This window comes from Frankia tisae, assembly GCF_025403405.1.
GTDB lineage: Bacteria > Actinomycetota > Actinomycetes > Frankiales > Frankiaceae > Frankia > Frankia tisai.
In genome coordinates, this window is record NZ_JANEZT010000002.1 from 16,564 (window position 1) to 33,614 (window position 17,051).

At 71.4% G+C, this 17,051-nt stretch carries 15 protein-coding genes; 4 read left to right on the forward strand and 11 right to left on the reverse strand.

The genetic code is table 11. The annotated features are described in order from the left end of the window. Positions 1–204 precede the first annotated feature (204 nt). From NBZ85_RS00425 to NBZ85_RS00445, 5 genes are all read right to left on the reverse strand, one after another. Positions 205–1,344: a ResA-like WAxxUGC motif-containing protein gene (locus tag NBZ85_RS00425; RefSeq protein ID WP_261561344.1), complete on the reverse strand. Its 1,140-nt coding sequence runs from the start codon at positions 1,342–1,344 to the stop codon at positions 205–207. A 23-nt stretch (positions 1,345–1,367) separates the two neighbouring features. Next, on the reverse strand, positions 1,368–2,711 hold the full coding sequence (locus tag NBZ85_RS00430; RefSeq protein ID WP_261554785.1) for a phosphotransferase family protein: 1,344 nt from the start codon (positions 2,709–2,711) through the stop codon (positions 1,368–1,370). Next, complete coding sequence (locus NBZ85_RS00435; RefSeq protein WP_261554784.1) at positions 2,708–3,781, reverse strand: ResA-like WAxxUGC motif-containing protein; 1,074 nt, start codon at positions 3,779–3,781, stop codon at positions 2,708–2,710. The genes NBZ85_RS00430 and NBZ85_RS00435 overlap by 4 nt, the downstream gene beginning before the upstream one ends. Next, positions 3,778–4,221: a nuclear transport factor 2 family protein gene (locus NBZ85_RS00440; RefSeq protein WP_261554783.1), complete on the reverse strand. Its 444-nt coding sequence runs from the start codon at positions 4,219–4,221 to the stop codon at positions 3,778–3,780. Before NBZ85_RS00440 ends, NBZ85_RS00435 begins: the two co-directional genes overlap by 4 nt. Before the next feature lie 183 nt (positions 4,222–4,404). Then, the gene (locus tag NBZ85_RS00445; protein WP_261554782.1) at positions 4,405–5,631 is read right to left on the reverse strand and encodes a cytochrome P450; all 1,227 of its coding nucleotides are present in this window, start codon (positions 5,629–5,631) and stop codon (positions 4,405–4,407) included. A 144-nt stretch (positions 5,632–5,775) separates the two neighbouring features. Between NBZ85_RS00445 and NBZ85_RS00450 the strand changes: the two genes are divergently transcribed. Continuing rightward, on the forward strand, positions 5,776–6,345 hold the full coding sequence (locus NBZ85_RS00450; protein WP_261554781.1) for a TetR/AcrR family transcriptional regulator: 570 nt from the start codon (positions 5,776–5,778) through the stop codon (positions 6,343–6,345). Between the two features lie 411 nt (positions 6,346–6,756). Here NBZ85_RS00450 and NBZ85_RS00455 read toward each other — a convergent pair whose 3' ends face one another. From NBZ85_RS00455 to NBZ85_RS00470, 4 genes are all read right to left on the reverse strand, one after another. Then, a complete protein-coding gene (locus NBZ85_RS00455; protein ID WP_261554780.1) occupies positions 6,757–7,545 on the reverse strand; it encodes an enoyl-CoA hydratase/isomerase family protein in 789 nt (262 codons plus the stop codon). Between the two features lie 64 nt (positions 7,546–7,609). Next, the gene (locus NBZ85_RS00460) at positions 7,610–8,758 is read right to left on the reverse strand and encodes a thiolase family protein (protein WP_261554779.1); all 1,149 of its coding nucleotides are present in this window, start codon (positions 8,756–8,758) and stop codon (positions 7,610–7,612) included. 67 nt (positions 8,759–8,825) lie between these two features. Continuing rightward, positions 8,826–11,003 (reverse strand): malate synthase G, encoded by a 2,178-nt coding sequence (locus NBZ85_RS00465; protein ID WP_261554778.1) that lies wholly within the window; start codon positions 11,001–11,003, stop codon positions 8,826–8,828. Between the two features lie 79 nt (positions 11,004–11,082). Continuing rightward, positions 11,083–12,459 (reverse strand): FAD-binding oxidoreductase, encoded by a 1,377-nt coding sequence (locus NBZ85_RS00470; protein WP_261561345.1) that lies wholly within the window; start codon positions 12,457–12,459, stop codon positions 11,083–11,085. A 247-nt stretch (positions 12,460–12,706) separates the two neighbouring features. Between NBZ85_RS00470 and NBZ85_RS00475 the strand changes: the two genes are divergently transcribed. Continuing rightward, a complete protein-coding gene (locus tag NBZ85_RS00475) occupies positions 12,707–13,462 on the forward strand; it encodes an IclR family transcriptional regulator (RefSeq protein ID WP_261561346.1) in 756 nt (251 codons plus the stop codon). Here NBZ85_RS00475 and NBZ85_RS00480 read toward each other — a convergent pair. Further along, positions 13,367–14,431 carry an LLM class flavin-dependent oxidoreductase gene (locus NBZ85_RS00480; protein WP_261560620.1) on the reverse strand — a complete coding sequence of 355 codons (1,065 nt, stop codon included), beginning with the start codon at positions 14,429–14,431 and terminating at the stop codon, positions 13,367–13,369. The genes NBZ85_RS00475 and NBZ85_RS00480 overlap by 96 nt on opposite strands. Positions 14,432–14,519: 88 nt before the next feature. On the opposite strand from NBZ85_RS00480, the gene NBZ85_RS00485 reads away from it, so the two are divergent. Continuing rightward, positions 14,520–15,287, forward strand: a complete 768-nt coding sequence (locus NBZ85_RS00485; RefSeq protein WP_261561352.1) for an MmyB family transcriptional regulator — start codon at positions 14,520–14,522, stop codon at positions 15,285–15,287. 25 nt (positions 15,288–15,312) lie between these two features. Here the strand turns inward: NBZ85_RS00485 and NBZ85_RS00490 are convergent, their stop codons facing one another. Beyond that, positions 15,313–15,870, reverse strand: a complete 558-nt coding sequence (locus tag NBZ85_RS00490) for a hypothetical protein (protein WP_261555651.1) — start codon at positions 15,868–15,870, stop codon at positions 15,313–15,315. Between the two features lie 227 nt (positions 15,871–16,097). On the opposite strand from NBZ85_RS00490, the gene NBZ85_RS00495 reads away from it, so the two are divergent. Continuing rightward, on the forward strand, positions 16,098–16,940 hold the full coding sequence (locus NBZ85_RS00495) for a metal-dependent hydrolase (protein ID WP_261555652.1): 843 nt from the start codon (positions 16,098–16,100) through the stop codon (positions 16,938–16,940). Positions 16,941–17,051: the final 111 nt, after the last annotated feature.

Sequence of the window (17,051 nt, forward strand, 5' to 3'; positions counted from 1 at the left end):
CAGGATGAAACGGCCATGGTGGCGGTTTGCGCTGCTGCTCGTACTCGTCGCTTCCGCGCCCATCGTGACGGGGATCGTCGGTGGCTGGGTGAGCGGTTGGCTCGAGTCCGGCACCGACGGCTATGCAGCCGGTGGATTCATGGTCGGCGCTGCCTACGCAAAGGCGGCCTACCATATTTATGCGCCCCGCCCTGTCGGTGTTGGTCAGGGCCGCAGCTTGGGATAGTAGTTCGCCGGGCCGACGGTGCGTAGATCGTGTTCCATGGAGCTGTCGTACAGGTCCGGCTGGCCGTCGGGGCCGTATTCGAAGCGCCACGCCTGGCGCTTGTAGGTCCAGTTCAGCGGCTGCAGCTCGTGCGCCCGCCGCCAGTGCGCCACGGCGGCGAGATGGTCGCCGGCGCGTTCGAGATGCTGACCGAGCTCGAAGTGGGCGGCGGCCGTCGCGACGTCGGGCGGGCGGGGAGCGGAGCGTTCGACGACCTCGTCCGGCGCCAGGACGTACTCGCTGCCCGAACCCTTCTCCGCCCAGTCGAGCAGCATCCGCAGGTACAGCTCCGGTTCGGCGTTGTCGGCGATGATCCGGGTCATCTCGACCAGCGAGACGGTCGAGTCGGACAGCCCGTCGTCGCTGCGCAGCACCTCGCGCATCCGGTCCAGCGTGCCGGCGCTCGCGGTGGCCTCGCGTTCCAGGTCGGCTTTGCGTAGCTCGTCGAAGATGACGACCCGGCCGGGGAAGGCCGGCTCGGCGGGGCGCACGATCATCCCTGCCTCGTCGATCCACACCCCGCTGGGCACGTTGACGACGCCGAACAGCCGGCCGAGGCTGTGTTCGGCGTCGATCGCCGCCGGGTGGCGCGGCGCCGCCCGCTCCACGAACTGCCGGCCGGCCTCGGGGCCCGCGACGTCCATCGCCACCGTGACGATCTCCAGGTTGCTCCCGCGCAGCCGCTCCCGCAGCTCGGCCCACAGCGGCAGGTCGTGGGCGCAGCCGCACCAGGAGGCCCAGGCGACGAGCAGCACCTTCGTCCCGCGCAGCCGCGAGAGCTGGAACGTCTCGCCGTCGAACGTCGGCAGTGTCAGCTCCGGCGCCTCGGCAGTGGACAGCATCCGCCCGGTGACGGCGGCCTCGGGGCCGACCGCGGTCAGCCCGTGCTCCGCGTCGACGACGAGCGGCATCCCGAGCCGGCCGGCGACCACCCCGACGACGACGTCACCGGCGCCGTCCCAGGCCTCGGCCGGCAGTGGCACGCAGTGCTCACCCTTGCAGGCGCCCTGCGATTTGATCGACCAGCCGGTTCCCGCGGTGAAGACCGCAGGGTCGACGGTATCCGTGCTGACTAACACGCGTTGCTCCTCGGGCCAGGGGGTTAGAGGATCACCTTCGCGAGCGCGTACTGCTCGAGCCGCTGCCGCATCGGGACGGCCTCGGCGACCCGTGCCTCGGTCTGGGCGGCGAAGTACTCCAGCAGGGCGAGGTCGTGCTCGGGGCCGGCGGCCAGCACGAACCGTTCCAGCTCGGCGTCGGCCGTGGCCTGGTCGGTGGGGCGGTGGCCGAGCAGGCCGGCGGCCCGGTCGAGGTCGCGCTCGACGTTCGCCGTCCCCACGGCGACCATCGCGGCCGCCCACTGGGCCAGGGCGAGCGCCGCGCTCTGGTTGGCCTCGTCGACCGGCGTTGCCGGCACCATCCGCCGCACGGTGCCCTCGAGCACCTTGGTGATCCGGGCGGGATAGCCCGACGGGAGGGTCACCGGCGCCGCGGGCTCGATCTTGACGCCCTCGACCTCGGCGATCGCCCACAGCATCGCCCGGCGCACCATCAGATCCCAGGTCAGGTACTCGGCCTGCAGGTCGGCGGTGCGCAGCTCGGTCAGCGGCCCGCTGAGCGCCATCACCGCGGTGAGCATGTAGGTGGCCGTGTAGAACGACAGCGCCGAGGGGTCGACGGTCGTGCCGGCCACCCGCTGGTAGTGGCGGATCATGTGCTCGATGCCGGCGCCGAGCGGCTCGGTGCCGGCCCGGGTGCGCAGCCCGGCGAGGTCGGACAGTGGGTCGCCCACATGCGACGCCTCGAAGTCGTAGACGCAGGTGATCCGGCCGTCGACGAACAGGAACTGGCCGGTGTCGCCGTGGATGAACCGGGCCCGGTTGCCGGCGGTGGGCAGCCGACGCCGCGCCCAGCGCAGCGCCCACTCGACGAGCGGTTCGGCGGCCTTCTTCGTCCGCCGGTACAGCCGCTCGTTGGCGTCGACGAACGCGAGCTGCGCGCCCTCGGGCGTGGTCGGAACCTCGATGCCGGCGGCGGCGAACTCGGCCACGTCGATGCTGTGCATCCGGGCGAGGATCTCCATGTACTGCTCGGCGATGCCGCGGCGCTGGGAGTCGTCTGCCGCCTCGGTGACGTCGCGGGTCCCGGGCACCCGGTCCATGATGATGCCGATGGGATCGCTGCTCATGCCGTGGACGTGGGGGACCGGGACGCCGTTGTGCTCCAGGATCCGCAGGATCGCGGCCTCGCGGTCCAGCCCCGGGTAGGGTTCGGCGTCGATCTGCTTGTCCCCGCGGACGTACAGCGGGATCTGGGTTCCGTCCCGGTCGACGGTGAGGTACCAGGCCTTGCGCCAGCGCGGCTGGCGCTCGATCGCGGTGACCCTGCCCCCGATCAGCTCCTCCACCCGGGCGACGAGGCGATCCTCCTCCGCTGTCCTGGTCATGGCTGGATCTCGGGGTAGTAGTTCTCGGCGCCGAGGGCCCGGACGTCGTCGAGCCAGCCGCTGCCGTACGCGTCGATCGTGCGCACCGATTCGGGGTCGGCGAGGTTCCAGGCCTGGCGCTTGTACGTCCAGTTGTCGGGTTGCAGGCGGTGCGCCTCGCGCCAGTGGGCGACGGCGGCGGTGTGGTCGCCGGCGCGGTGGACGTACTCGCCGAGTTCGAAGCGGGCGGCGGCCCGACTGACGTCGGCGTCGCGCGGGCGGGCGCGTTCGAGCACCTCGTGCGGTTCGAGGGCGTACTGGCTGGCGCGGCCGTTCGCCACCCAGTCCCGGATCATCGCCGGGTACACCGCCGGGTCGATGGTCATCTTCCTGATCTCGGCGCGGACGTCGCGGTGGTCGGCGGGCAGCTCGTCGAGCGACTGCGCGGCGGTCTCGGAGCTGGCGTGCGGATCCTCGATCCACGCCGGCTCCGCCGGACGGACGATGACGCCGTCCTCGTCGATCCACAGCCCGTTCGGCACGTTGACGACGCCGAACTTCGCGCCGAGTTCGTGCCGGGCGTCGATGAGCGCGGGATGGTTCGGCCCGGCCTTCTCGATCCACGGCCGGGCGGCGTCCGGCCCGCCGGTGTCCAGCGCGACCGTGACGACCTCGAGGCCCCGCGGGTGCAGCTGTTCGCGCAGCGCGCTCCACAGCCGCAGGTCCTCCCGGCAGCCGCACCAGGAGGCCCAGGCCACGAGCACGACCTTCTGCCCGCGAAGGCTGTCCAGCCGAAACAGCGTCCCGTCCAGCCGGGGCAGTTCGAGCGGCGGCGCCTCGGCGGTGGTCAGCGCCCGGCCGGTGGCCGCGGACTCCGGGCCCAGCGCCCACACGCCGTGCGCCTCGTCCGCGACCAGGCCCATGCCGAGGCGTTCGGCGAGCCCGGCCACGTCGAGCCGACCGTCGGGACGGCGCACGGAGGTCGGTAACGGCACGCACACGTCGCCCTTGCAGGCGCCCTGCGGCTTGATCGCCCAGCCGGTGCCGGCCTGGAAGCCGGCGGGGCCCACGGTGAGATCGTCGAGGATCACGCCGTCTCCAGACCCATCAGGCCGAGCATGGTCCCGGGGTCGACGCCCATCCGGTGCGACAGTGACAGGGCGTCCCAGTACTCGCGCCACGCGACGATGCGGCCGTCGTCGTTGACCTCGAAGATGGCGAGCAGGGGGTTCGACACCCGCGTGCCGTCATGCAGCATCGTCACGTGGTCAATCCGTTCGGTGACGACGTGCCGGTCGTCGCTGACCACGGTGAGGATCTCGCAGACGCAGTCGGAGTAGTCGCCGGCCTGCCGGGCGAGCTCGGTGGCGATGAGCTCCCGGCCGCGCAGCGCCTCCCGGCCGGGCACGCTCATCTGGTACGTCGCGTCCTCGGTGAACTGGGCCAACAACCGGTCCATGTTGCCGATGAAGTCGCCCTCGTCGAACAGGCGCAACAGTTCGCGGACGGGTGCTTCCTGCCGTGTGCCCATGGCGGGGAGCCCTCCTCGGGGTCGGGTCGGCCCGCTGGGTCGGCTCCTGCAGGGCCCTCGCGCGAGGTGGCCGGCGAGGTGTCCGGAGGCAGCGGGATCCGCCGGGCGGGCCCGGGCGAACCTTAACCACTGCCCCCGACGAACCGCAAGGATCAGGTTGATAAATGAACTCGTCGAGCTATCTCAGGACGCTTGCTCCGCCGATCCGGCGGACGCCGCCGACGGGGGGAAGACCAGCGGCAGGGCGTCCAGCCCGAGCGTGCCGCGCGGCCACTTCACCTGCGGCGACGCGCCAGGGGCGAGATCGTAGTCGGGGATCAGCCGGTGCCACTCCTCGAGCACCAGGCGCATCTCCAGCCGCGCCAGATGCGAGCCCAGGCAGCGGTGCACCCCGGCGCCGAAGCTCAGGTGCGGGCTGTCGCCGCGGTGGAAGTTCACCGCGTAGGGGTCGGGATGGCGGACCTCGTCCCGGTTGGCGGCGGCGAGGTTGGTGGTGACCCGGGTGCCCGCGGGCAGCGTCCGCCCGTCCAGCACCGTCTGCTCGGTGGTCACCCGCGGCACGAACGGTGCCGGCGGGTCGAGACGCAGGAGCTCCTCGATCGCGGCCGGGATGAGCGCGGGATCGTCGACGATCTCGCGGCGTCGGTCCGGGTTGCGGATCAACCGGTCCATGCCGAACCCGAGCGCGTCGACCACGGTGTCCAGACCCGCCAGGACGAACAGGAAGCACAGGCCGATGGCCTCCTCGTCGGTCAGGGCCTCGTCGCCCTCCAGGCAGAGAAGCTGGCTAAGGACGTCGTCGCCCGGGACCCCGCGGCGCGCTGGGACCAGGTCGGCCAGGTAGCTGAACAGCCCCACCGCCGTGGTCATGGCGGCCTCGGTCGCGGCCTCGTCCAGGGCGGTGTTGCCGGAGGGGTCGCTGAGCCCGAGGATGGCGTCCTTCCATTCGATGAACTGGTCGCGCATCTCCAGCGGCAACCCGAACAGGGTGAGGAACACCTGGACCGGGAAGATTCCCGCCACCTCTGCGACGTACTCGCAGGACCCGCGCTGCACCAACGGCTCGATGATCTCGACGATCTGCCGGCGCAGCTCGTCCTCCAGCGGTCGGATGGCCCGCGGGCTGAAGAACGGCTGGAGAATGCGCCGGTAACGGGTCTGGTCGGGCGGGTCGAACGCGATGGGCACGAGCGGCAGCGGGCTACCGAGGACGTCGAACGCCTTCTTCGACGAGAAGACCGTGGGCTGGCGTAACACGGTCTCGACGGTCTCGACGTCGGTTGCCGCGACGCCACCGTCGAGCTGCACCGTGCGGCCGTACTCGCGCATCTGGCGCCAGGCCGCGTCCCGATCCCGTGCGATCGGAAGATCGTGGATCGTGAGCTTCCCGCCGCTTTGCTCGTCGGTCATCGCCGTCTCCTCGACTCGTCCACCGGCGCGCCGTGTGACCCACGACTCATCCCGGGCATGTGAGGCAGAATGCCTCATAACTCTTTTGTGAGTCAAGATGTCTCATAAATTTGCGAGTCAAGGTGTCTCATAGAATTTTGACTCGTGGAGACGACGGCCGAGGACGCCCGGATCGCCCGTACTCGTGCCGCGGTGCGCGAGGCCGTGCGGTCGCTGTTCGAGGAGGAGGGCCCCGCGGCGCTGACGCACCAGCGCGTGGCGCAGCGGGCCGAGGTGGGCCGGGCAACGATCTACCGGCACTGGCCGCGCCCGGTCGACCTGATCACCGAGGCGCTGATGATCACCGAGCAGCCGCTGCTGCGCGCCGGCGAGGGACCCCTGCGGGAGTGGCTCAGCCGCGAGCTGATCCGGTCCGCGGCCGATCTCGCGCAGCCGGTCGCTCGGCAGTTTCTCACCACCGTCATCGCCACCGCCGACCAGAACTCGGCCGTGGCCGACCTCCGCGACGATCTCCTGCGGCGCATCTCGTCGCTGCTGCGCGGTGCGATCGACCGGGCGGTCGCCGACGGCGAGACGGTTGCGGAGCGCAACAACGACGAACTGCTCGCCCAGATCCTCGGGCCGCTGATCTTCCGCGTGACGATGCAACGCGCCCCCGTCGACCGCGACTTCGCCGACCGCATCGTCGACGCCGCCCTCGGCCCCCCGTCATAACGGCGCGGCCGGCGGTTGCCGGCGGTTGCTGGAGGTTGATGACGGTCGCGGGCCGGGCGAACCGGGATTAACCTCCAGCATCTGCTGACCGCCAGGTGGCCAGGACTGGCGTCGACCGAGGCCGGTCGCCGCGTGGTCCTGACGGCGACGATCCGGGTAGAGATCCCCCATGCGGGTCCGTGGACGTGCGGGGAGAATCGATGGCCGACACCGGCCTGGGACGGTGGGCGAAGCGGCAGCTCGACCCGCGCAACGGCTACAACGCCCGGGGCCTGATGGCTCTGATCGCCCTGCACCGGATGGACCGCTGAGTCGATCCCGGCGTACGTCGATCCCGCCGAACCCGGACGGGCGGGCTCCTGCGCTGGCCGCAGCCGTTGCAGGGAACCCGCCCGCCGGGATTCGCGTGGATCAGCCCTTGCCGTTGCTGGAGCGGGCCGCGAACGCGCGGGCCCGTTCGGCGACCTCGGGCGAGGAGAACGACTCGCTCTCGGTCGACAGAGCGTAGGGCAGCACCTTCAGGGCGGCGTGCTGCAGGTGCAGGTTGAGGGAGCGCTTGGTCTCCTGCAGCGCCTGGGCCGGCTGCCCGGCCAGCTTCTCCGCCAGGGCCATCGCCTCGTCCAGCAGCTTCTCGTGCGCCACGACCCGGTTGGCCAGGCCCAGCTCGACGGCGGTGGCGGCCGGGATCCGCTCGCCGGTGAACAGGTACTCCTTGGCCTTGAGCAGACTCATCATGAACGGCCAGGTCACCACGCCGCCGTCACCGGCGACGAGCCCGACGTTGACATGGGTGTCGGCCAGGTAGGCCTTCTCCGACATCAGCACGATGTCGCAGGACACCGCGATGCTGCAGCCGAGGCCGACCGCCGGGCCGTTCACCGCGGCGATCACCGGCACGTGGCAGCCGAGGATGTGGTCGACGAGCAGGCGGGCGGTGCGCATGTTGGACCGGCGGTGGTCGAGGTCCTCGACGCAGGCCAGGAAGCCCGGGATGTCGCCGCCGGCGGAGAAGGCGCGCCCGGCGCCGGTGAGCACGACGGCGCGGACCTCGCGGTCACGCATGACCTTCACCCACACGTCGGTGAGCGCCTCGTGCAGCGCGTCGGTCATCGGGTTGAGCTTGTCGGGGTCGTTCAGCGTGATGACCCGAACGGGGCCGACAGACTCGTAGCGCAGCAGGTCGTGGGCGTCGTCTACCACTGAGAATGTTCCACTTCGTGAGGATGGGAAGGAACGAGCCGGACTGGTTGCGGCACCCGCAGGGTCAGAGCAGCTCGAGGATGGTGGCGTTGGCCTGGCCGCCGCCCTCGCACATGGTCTGCAGGCCGTACCGGATGCCGTTGTCCCGCATGTGGTGGACGAGCGTGGTCATGATCCGCGCGCCCGAGCCGCCCAGGGGGTGGCCGAGCGCGATCGCGCCGCCGTTGGGGTTGACCGTCGTGGGGTCGGCGCCGAACTCGGCCAGCCACGCCAGCGGGACCGGCGCGAATGCCTCGTTGACCTCGAACGCGCCGATGTCGCCGAGGGACAGGCCGCTGCGCGCCAGCGCCTTGTGGGTGGCCGGGATGGGACCGGTGAGCATCATGACGGGGTCGGAGCCGACGACGACCGCGGTGTGCACGCGGGCGATCGGGGCGAGACCGAGCTCGGCCGCCCGCTCGCTCGTCGTCAGGAGCAGCGCGGCGGAACCGTCGGAGATCTGCGAGGCGTTGCCGGCGGTGACGACGCCGCCGTCCGGGCGGAACACGGTCTTCAGCTTGCCGAGGGACTCGAGGGTGCCGCCGCGGCGGATGCCTTCGTCGGCGCCGAACACGCCGCCGCCCGGCAGGTCGATCGGGGCGATCTGCGCCTCGAACCGGCCGGCATCCGCGGCCGCTGCCGCCCGCTCATGGCTGGCGAGGGAGAACTCGTCGCAGTGGGCCCGCGAGAAACCCCACTTCTCGGCGATCATCTCGGCGCCGACCCCCTGGTTGGGGCGCACCCCGCCGCAGTACTCGATGAACCTGGCCGGATGCGGCTTGGCGTCGCCGACCGCGGAACCCATCGGCACCCGGGTCATCGACTCGACGCCGCCCGCCACGACCAGGTCGTACTGCCCGGCGATGACCCCGGCGGCGGCGAAGTGGACCGCCTGCTGCGACGAGCCGCACTGCCGGTCGACGGTCGTCCCGGGGACGTGCTCCGGCCAGCCGGCGGTGATCACCGCGGTGCGGGCCATGTCGAGGGCCTGCTCGCCGACCTGGGAGACGACGCCCCAGACGACGTCGTCGACCAGGCCGGGGTCGATCCCGCTGCGGGCGGCGAGCTCCGTCAGGACGTGCGCCGACAGGTCGCCGGGATGGACCCCGGCCAGCGCGCCGTTCCGCTTGCCCACCGGCGTCCGTACCGCTTCAACGATCACTGCGTCACGCATGACCACACCACCTTGCCCAGAGTCATCGTTGTTCTCGTTACCGACTTATGTCACCGATCGACTTATGTCACAGTCCGGCGGCCAGCGCCTTCGCCTCCCGGCGATGGGCGTGCAGGATCGGCTCGGTGTAGCCGTTGGGCTGGCGGGCGCCGTCGAAGATGAGGCTGGTGGCGCAGCGGAAGGCGACGCCGTCGAAGCCCGGGGCCATCGGCCGGTAGGCCGGATCGTCGGCGTTCTGCTTGTCGACGATGGCGGCCATCCGCTGCAGGCTGGCGTGCACCTGCTCCGAGGTGACGACACCGTGGCGCAGCCAGTTCGCCATGAGCTGGCTGGAGATCCGCAGGGTGGCGCGGTCCTCCATCAGCGCGACGTCGTGGATGTCGGGCACCTTCGAGCAGCCGATGCCCTGGTCGATCCAGCGCACGACGTAGCCGAGGATCGACTGCGCGTTGTTGTCGATCTCCTGCTGGCGGTCCTCGGCGCTCCACGCGGCCGGGTCGCCGAGCGGGATCCGCAGGATGTCACGCAGGTTCGCGCGGGGCCGGTCGGCGAGCTCGTGCTGGCGGGCGAAGACGTCGATCTGGTGGTAGTGCAGCGCGTGCAGGGTCGCCGCGGTGGGTGAGGGCACCCAGGCCGTCGTCGCGCCGGCCTGGAGCTGGCCGATCTTCTGGGTCAGCATGTCGGCCATCAGGTCGGGCATCGCCCACATACCCTTGCCGATCTGGGCGCGGCCCGACAGGCCGGCCGCCAGCCCCTGGTCGACGTTGTTGTTCTCGTAGGTGGTGATCCAGGTCTGCGTCTTCATGTCGGCCTTGCGCACCATCGGCCCGGCCTCGAAGGAGGTGTGGATCTCGTCGCCGGACCGGTCCAGGAAGCCGGTGTTGATGAACACCACCCGCCGGCGGGCCGCCTCGATCGACGCGGCGAGGTTCACCGTGGTGCGGCGCTCCTCGTCCATGATCCCGATCTTGAGGGTGTCGGCCGGCAGGCCGAGCAGCGCCTCGACCCGGGCGAACAGGTCGACGGTGAGGGCCGCCTCGGCCGGGCCGTGCATCTTCGGCTTGACGATGTAGATCGAGCCGGTGCGGCTGTTGCGCCTGGCCGCGTCCGCGCGCAGGCCCGGCAGCGCCGCCAGGGACGTGATGATCGCGTCGAGGATGCCCTCGAACACCTCCTCGCCGTCGGGGCCGAGGATCGCGTCGGTGGTCATCAGGTGCCCGACGTTGCGGACCAGCAGCAGCGCCCGGCCCGGCAGCACGACCTGCCCGCCGTCGGGCGCGGTGAACGTCCGGTCCGCGGCCAGCGCCCGCTCGAACGACGACCCGCCCTTGGCCACCGTCGCGGTCAGGGTGCCCTGGTTCAACGCCAGCCAGTTGGCGTAGGCCGCCACCTTGTCCTCGGCGTCGACGGCGGTGATGGAGTCCTCGAAGTCGACGATCGTGGTGAGTGCGGACTCGAGGACGACGTCCTGCACCCCGGCGGGGTCGCCGGCGCCGATGGCTCCCGCGCGATCGACGAGGATCTCCGCGTGCAGGCCGTGGTGGGCCAGCAGGATCCCGCTGGGCGACGCCGCCTCGCCGGTGTACCCGCGCAGCGCCGAGGGGGCGGCCAGGCCGGTCTTCGTGCCGTCGGCCAGCGTGACGACCAGGCCGCCGTCGGCGACGGCGTAGTGCGCCGCGTCGCCGTGACCGCCCTCGCGCAGCGGCGCGATCTGGTCGAGGAACGCCCGCGCGTAGGCGATGACCTTCGCGCCGCGGACCGGGTTGTAGGGCCCGTCGCGGTGCGCGCCGTCGTCCTCGGCGATGGCGTCGGTGCCGTAGAGGGCGTCGTACAGCGAGCCCCAGCGGGCATTCGCCGCGTTGAGGGCGTACCGGGCGTTGAGGACCGGCACGACGAGCTGCGGGCCGGCGGTCAGCGCGATCTCGTCGTCGACGTTCTCGGTCGAGAGCTGGAACGGCTCCGGCTCCGGCCGCAGGTAGCCGATCTCGACGAGGAAGTCGTGGTAGGCGTCCGCGTCGTGCGGGGAGCCGGCGCGGGCACGGTGCCATTCGTCGATCTGCCGCTGCAGCTCGTCGCGCTCGGCGAGCAGGGCCCGGTTGACGGGCGTGAGCGCGGTGACGATCTCCTCGACGCCGCTCCAGAAGGCCGCGGGCTCAACTCCCGAGCCGGGCAGGGCGGCGGTCTGCACGAACTCGTGCAGGCTCGCCGCCACCTGAAGGGCACCGAGCTGGATCCGTTCGGTCATCGTCAGTCCTTGTCGTGTGGTCGCGTTGCCGAGCGGCGCGGTCGAAACGTGCGGGGCCTGCCGTCCGGGGAATCCGCCGTCAGGGGAAGATCGCCCCGGGGTTGAGGATGCCCAGGGGGTCGAGCGCCTGCTTGATGCGCAGGGACAGCTCCATCACCTCCGGACCGAGCTGGTCGGGTAACCAGACCTTCTTGAGCCGGCCGACGCCGTGCTCGCCGGTGATCGTGCCGTCGAGCTTGATGGCGAGGTCCATCACCTCGCCGAAGGCGAGCTCGGCCCGCTGGGCCATGTCCGCGTCGGCCGGGTCGAAGACGATGAGTGGATGGGTGTTGCCGTCGCCGGCGTGCGCGATCAGGGCGATCGTCAGGGCGCGGTCGGCCGCGATCGTCTCGATGCCCTGGACCAGTTCCGGCAGCCGCGGTAGCGGCACGCCGACATCCTCGAGCAGCAGCGCGCCGCGCCGTTCCACCGCGGGGATGGCCGCGCGGCGCGCCGCGACGAACGCCTCGCCCTCGTCCGGGTCGTCGGTGACCAGCGTCTCGGTGGCGCCGCTGGCCACGCAGGCGTCGAGCATGATCTTCATTTCGAGCTCGGCGGCGAGGTGCTGGCTGTCGGAACGGGCCACGAGCAGCGCGGCCGCGTCGCGGTCGAGCCCCATGTGCAGGACGTCCTCGACGGCGTTGATCGACGCCTGGTCCATGAACTCCAGCATCGAGGGCCGGATGGCCGACGTGATCGCCAGGATGGCCGCGGTGGCCGCCTCGGTGGTGGGGAAGGTGGCGACCAGCGTACTCGACGGCGGCTGGGCCGGGATGAGCCGCAGGGTGGCCTCGGTGACGATGCCGAGCGTCCCCTCGCTGCCGACGAACAGCTTGGTCAGCGACAGCCCGGCGACGTCCTTGAGCCGCGGGCCGCCGAGGCGCACGGCGCGCCCGTCGGCGAGCACGACCTCCAGCCCGAGCACGTAGTCGGTCGTGACGCCGTACTTCACGCAGCACAGGCCGCCCGCGTTCGTCGCGACGTTGCCCCCGATGGAACAGATCTCGAACGACGACGGGTCCGGCGGATACCACAGCCCATGGGCCGCGGCCGCCGCCTTGACCTCGGCGTTGAGCAGACCCGGCTGCACGACGGCCATCCGGGTGAGCGGGTCGACGCGGATCGAGCGCATCCGCTCCGTCGACAGCACGATGCCCCCGGTGACGGCGGTGGAGCCGCCGGACAGCCCGGTGCCCGCCCCCCGCGGCACCACTGCGACGCGGTGGCGCGCCGCCCACCGGACGGCGATCTGAACGTGCTCGGTCGACTCGGCGCGCACCGCCGCGAGGGGCTGCCCCGCGAGCGGGTCCGCCGCGCGGTCACGGCGGTACTTCTCCAGCAGGTCGGGATCGGTGACGACCACCCCGGCGGGCAGCGCGTCAACCAGCTCGGCGATGGTGACGTCCTCCACGGTCACAGCGGCCAGCCTTTCCAGGGGAGGGTCCGCACGACATCGCTTCCAGGACGCCGACTTCTACTCTGCCGGCTTCCGCTCTGCCAACTTCCACCATGCGGAAAAAGAAATCTGTATCGTGATACGAACGTAGGGCGCGGCGGCGCCCTCGGTCAAGGCGAACGCGGGGGAGCCGGCGGGGGAGCCGGCCGAGACGCGCCCCGTGCTCAGGGCCGATGCCCGGCCCGAGGGGAGAGGGAGGTGCGCGGGAATGCCGGTCGAGCAGCGTGCGGCGGGGGTGCAGTCGGTCCAGCGTGCCCTGGACATCCTCGAGGTCGTCGAGGCAGCGGGCGGCGGCTGTTCGATCAGCGCGATGGCCGCGGCGACCGGTCTGCCGCTGCCGACCATCCACCGGCTGGTCCAGACCCTCACCGCTCGCGGCTACCTACGCCAGCTTCCCGACCGCCGGTACTGCCTCGGTTCCCGGCTGGTTCCGCTGGGCGCCGGTGCGAACGCGCTGCTCGGCGAGCGGGCCGCCCCGGTCCTGCGCGAACTCGCCGACGGGCTCGGCGAGTCGGCCAACCTCGCGGTCCTGGCCGGCGAGCGGGCCGAGTACGTCGCCCAGGCTCCCGGGGTGTACTCGATGCGGACTTTCACCGAGGTGGGCCGGCGGGTCCCCCTGTACTGCACCGGCGTCGGCAAGGCGCTGCTGTCCACGCTCGGCGACGACGAGGCCCGCGCGATCCTCAGGCGCTCGACGCTGTCCATTCACACCGCCACGACCATCGTCGAGCTCGACGCACTGCTTGACGAGCTGGCCGCCATCCGCGCCCGCGGCTACGCCCTCGACGAGGGCGAGATGGAGGTCGGGGTGCGCTGCGTCGCCATGCCGATGTCCGTGCCCGGCATGGCGCCGATGGCGCTGTCCGTGTCAGGCCCCGCCGTGCGCATGAGTGACGACCTCACCGGCCGCGCGGCGCCGGCGCTGATCCGCGCCTGCGCCTCCCTCGCCACGGCCCTCACCTGAACCACCGGCAGGCCCGCGCAGGCTCGGGAGGATTTCGGCGAGACGTTCGAGCTGCTCCCGTGCGGATCCGAGGTCGACGGTGCCGATCCGGCAGACGAGGTGGCGTGCTCCGGCGGCGATGTAGCCCGCCAGGTGCGCAGCCACCTGCGCCGGCGGCCCGGTGGTCACGGCCTGGATGGCTTCGAGGTCCCGCAGCGCGAGTCCGTAGTTCGCCCGGCTGTAGTCCGCCAGGGCGTCGCGTCCGCTCTCCAGGGTGTCGGCGATCAGCACCGACACGAACAGGGCAGGCGTGATCGTGTCCGGGGCGCGGCCCGCGTCGGCTGCTGCCCGCCGTACCTGGGCCAGACCGGTCCGGTAGTCCGCCGCGTTGGGCGGGTAGGGCAGCCACCCGTCGTAGCGGCGACCGGTGCGGGTGAGCGCGGCGGGGGTGGCGCCGCCGAGCCAGATCGGTGGGCCACCGGCCTGGCTGGGCGCCGTGGCCGGCGGGATCCCGTCGAAGTGCAGAAGGTCGCCGTGGAAGGAGGTCGGGCCATCGGCGGTCCACAGCCGGCGCCACAGGGCGATGGTCTCGTCGAGCCGGGTGAACCGGTCGGCCCAGGGAACCTGGGACAGGTCGTGCAGAGGCCGGCCGAAACGGCCGGGAAAGGCCGCGCCCACGGCCACGGTCAGTCGCCCGCCGGACAGCAGGTCGAGGGAGGCGAGGGCCTGCGCCGCCTGCACGGGCCGGCGAAGTACCGGTAGGAGCGTCGCCGTGCCGAGGGTGACGCGGTCGGTGACCGGTGCCAAGGCGGCGAGCATGGTCAGCGCTTCGATGCGCGGGCCGAGCAGCGAGTCGTTGACCCACAACGAGTCGTAGCCGAGGTTCTCTGCCTGGACCGCGAAATCGACGAGCTCACGTGGGTCGGTTCCCGCGCCCCACTGGGCTTTTCCGATCGGGACGAGCACGCCGAGGCGGAGGTCATCGTTCATGCGCCGCATCGTGCCGGCGGCCGGTGAAGGGTGGCAATTCCCTTGGAGGAATGGCCGGCGATCGATCCGGGGCGGTACAACGATGCTCGTGGACTTCCCGCAGGCACTGCGCGAACGCCGGCTCCGCCGGCGGCTCAGCCAGCTCGAACTGGCCGAGCGGGCGGGGACCACCCAGCGGCACGTCAGCTTTCTGGAGAACGGCCGGTCGGAACCTGGCCGGGCCATGGTCGTTCGACTGGCGGAATCCCTGGACCTGCAGCTACGGGAGCGAAACAGGCTGCTGCTCGCCGCGGGCTACGCCCCCGCCTACCCGCGGACCTCCCTGGACGACCCGCCGCTGGCCCCGGTGCGCGCCGCGCTGACGCACATCCTGACCGGGCACCTGCCCTACCCTGCGATCGTCGTCGACCGCTACGGCGACCTGGTCGCCGCCAACGACGCGTTCGCCCTCCTCGCCGACGGCGCGGCGCCGGAACTGCTCGGGCCAGGCGCCAACGTCTACCGCCTCGCGCTGCATCCCGCCGGCCTGGCGCCGCGCATCGTGAATCTCGCCGAATGGTCCCGGCACATTCTCGACGGCATTCACGCCGAGATCCTGCGCAATCCCGACGACCGCCTCGCGGATCTCCACACCGAACTCGGCCAATACGTACCAGACGAACCACCAGGACCGGATCATCTCGGCTTCGCGGTTCCCCTGCGCCTGCGCTCGGCCAACGGGGAGCTACGGCTTATCACCACGATCACCACGTTCGCCACCGCCGTCGACGTCACCGTCGCCGAACTGAAGCTCGAAGCCTTTCTCCCCGCCGACCAGCCCACCGCCGCCCTCCTGCGCCGTTCGGCACCTCGGTAGCGGACCGGTGGACCGGCGTAGGGCGCTACTTCTGGCCGGCGGTGAACTCGGCCTGGAGGGCGAGTTTGTTGCCGCCGCCCGACGCCGGCAGCACCTTGGCGAGGAGCTCGTCCCACCAGCTGATGAACGCGGGGTCGTAGAAGCCCGTGCCGGGCAGGTCGTCCTGCGGGTCAAACGACTTCACCGCCGGTGTCATGGCCTGCCGGCCATACCGCTGGTCGACCACGAAGCAGCCGCGGCCCCAAGCCCGAAAGTTTGCGGGGGAGCTGTCGACCGGACGATTCACGACGGTGAACAGATGCTTGTCCGAGTGCATCCCCACGATGCCGTAGAGCTCGACCCTGGTCCCCTCGGGCAACAACGGTGCATACACCTTCAGGGCCGGTCGTTTGAACGCCGTGGTGACAAGCGCCGCGTTCACCGCCCACGCGAAGTCGTTGCACACGCTGTAGAAGAATCCGGTGGTCGGGTCCTTCTCGAGCTTGGCCAGGCCCTCGGTGAGGTATCTGGTGCGGGCCCTGCCACCGGGACCGATCGACTCCGGCAGGTAGTTGCAGGTGTCCGACGTCCGCGGATCGTGCACTCCGCACCGCGACCCTTCCCACGCACCGCCGGTCCGCCGGTCCGCCGGTCCGCCCGCGTGGCGGGGGCGAGGTCCGTCGGCGTGCCCTCCTGGACCGGGAAAGTAGCGATCCGCGCGCCGAGTTCCGTCCCTGTGGCCTTCCCGTGTCGGATCATTGTCGGCGGAGCGGCCGTCGAGAGCTGGGTCGCTCGTCGTACCGTCCGCGCTCGGAAGGGTCTGGTGCAGGTATGCGTGTCCGTTCGCCGGAATTCGACTTCACCGATGTCTCGCCTCGCTGGGGTTCGAACCTGGAGGCCGTCCATCTCGTCAACGCCCAGGGCATGATCCCGGCCTACATCGAGCCGTTCCTCATCAAGGTGATGCGCCGTGCGGCCGAGGAGCTGGATCCGCTGATCGACGCCGAGCTGCTGCGCGACATCGACCTGTTCAACCGGCAGGAAGGCCAGCACTACCGGCTGCACCGGGCGTTCAACGCGATGGTCCGCGACGGCGGCTACCCGGATATGGCGGACTACGAGGTCGTCTTCGAACGGGACTACGAGCACTTCCTGCGGACCAGGTCGCTGCGCTGGCTGCTCGCCTACTGCGAGGGTTTCGAGACCATCGGTTCGACCGGCGCCGAGCTGTGGGTCGACGGTCTGATGGAGACCGAACTCGGCGCCGCACCGTCCCCGGCGGTCGAGCTGTGGAAATGGCATCTGGCCGAGGAGTACGAACATCGGACGGTCGTGAACCGCGTCTACCACCGCCTGTACGGCCGGCCCCGGCTGATCGCGTGGTTATACCGGGCCAAGGGGATCGTCTCCGCCACCCGGCACCTGAACCGGCGCACCTCGCCGTTGCGGGCATACCTGCTGGGCGTGGACCGGCGCGGGATGACGGACGAGGAGCGCCGACAGTCCGTGGAACGGGAGACGGCCACGGCGAGGAAACTCGGCCGGGCGAACCTGCGCCGGCTCGCGCGCGCGTTCTCGCCGTTCTACGACCCGGCGACGACGCCCCCGCCGGTGGGTCTGCAGGCGGCCCTGGCCCGCTACCCCACGGCCGCCGGGCAGTCGAAGGGCACGTGATCTCGTAGCCGCCGCGCGGGCACCGCCGGCCATGCTTGGTCGGTCCGGGAGATGCGGCAGCTCCTCGACGACATGCGCCGGGCGCTCGGTCCTGAACACCGCGACGAGTGG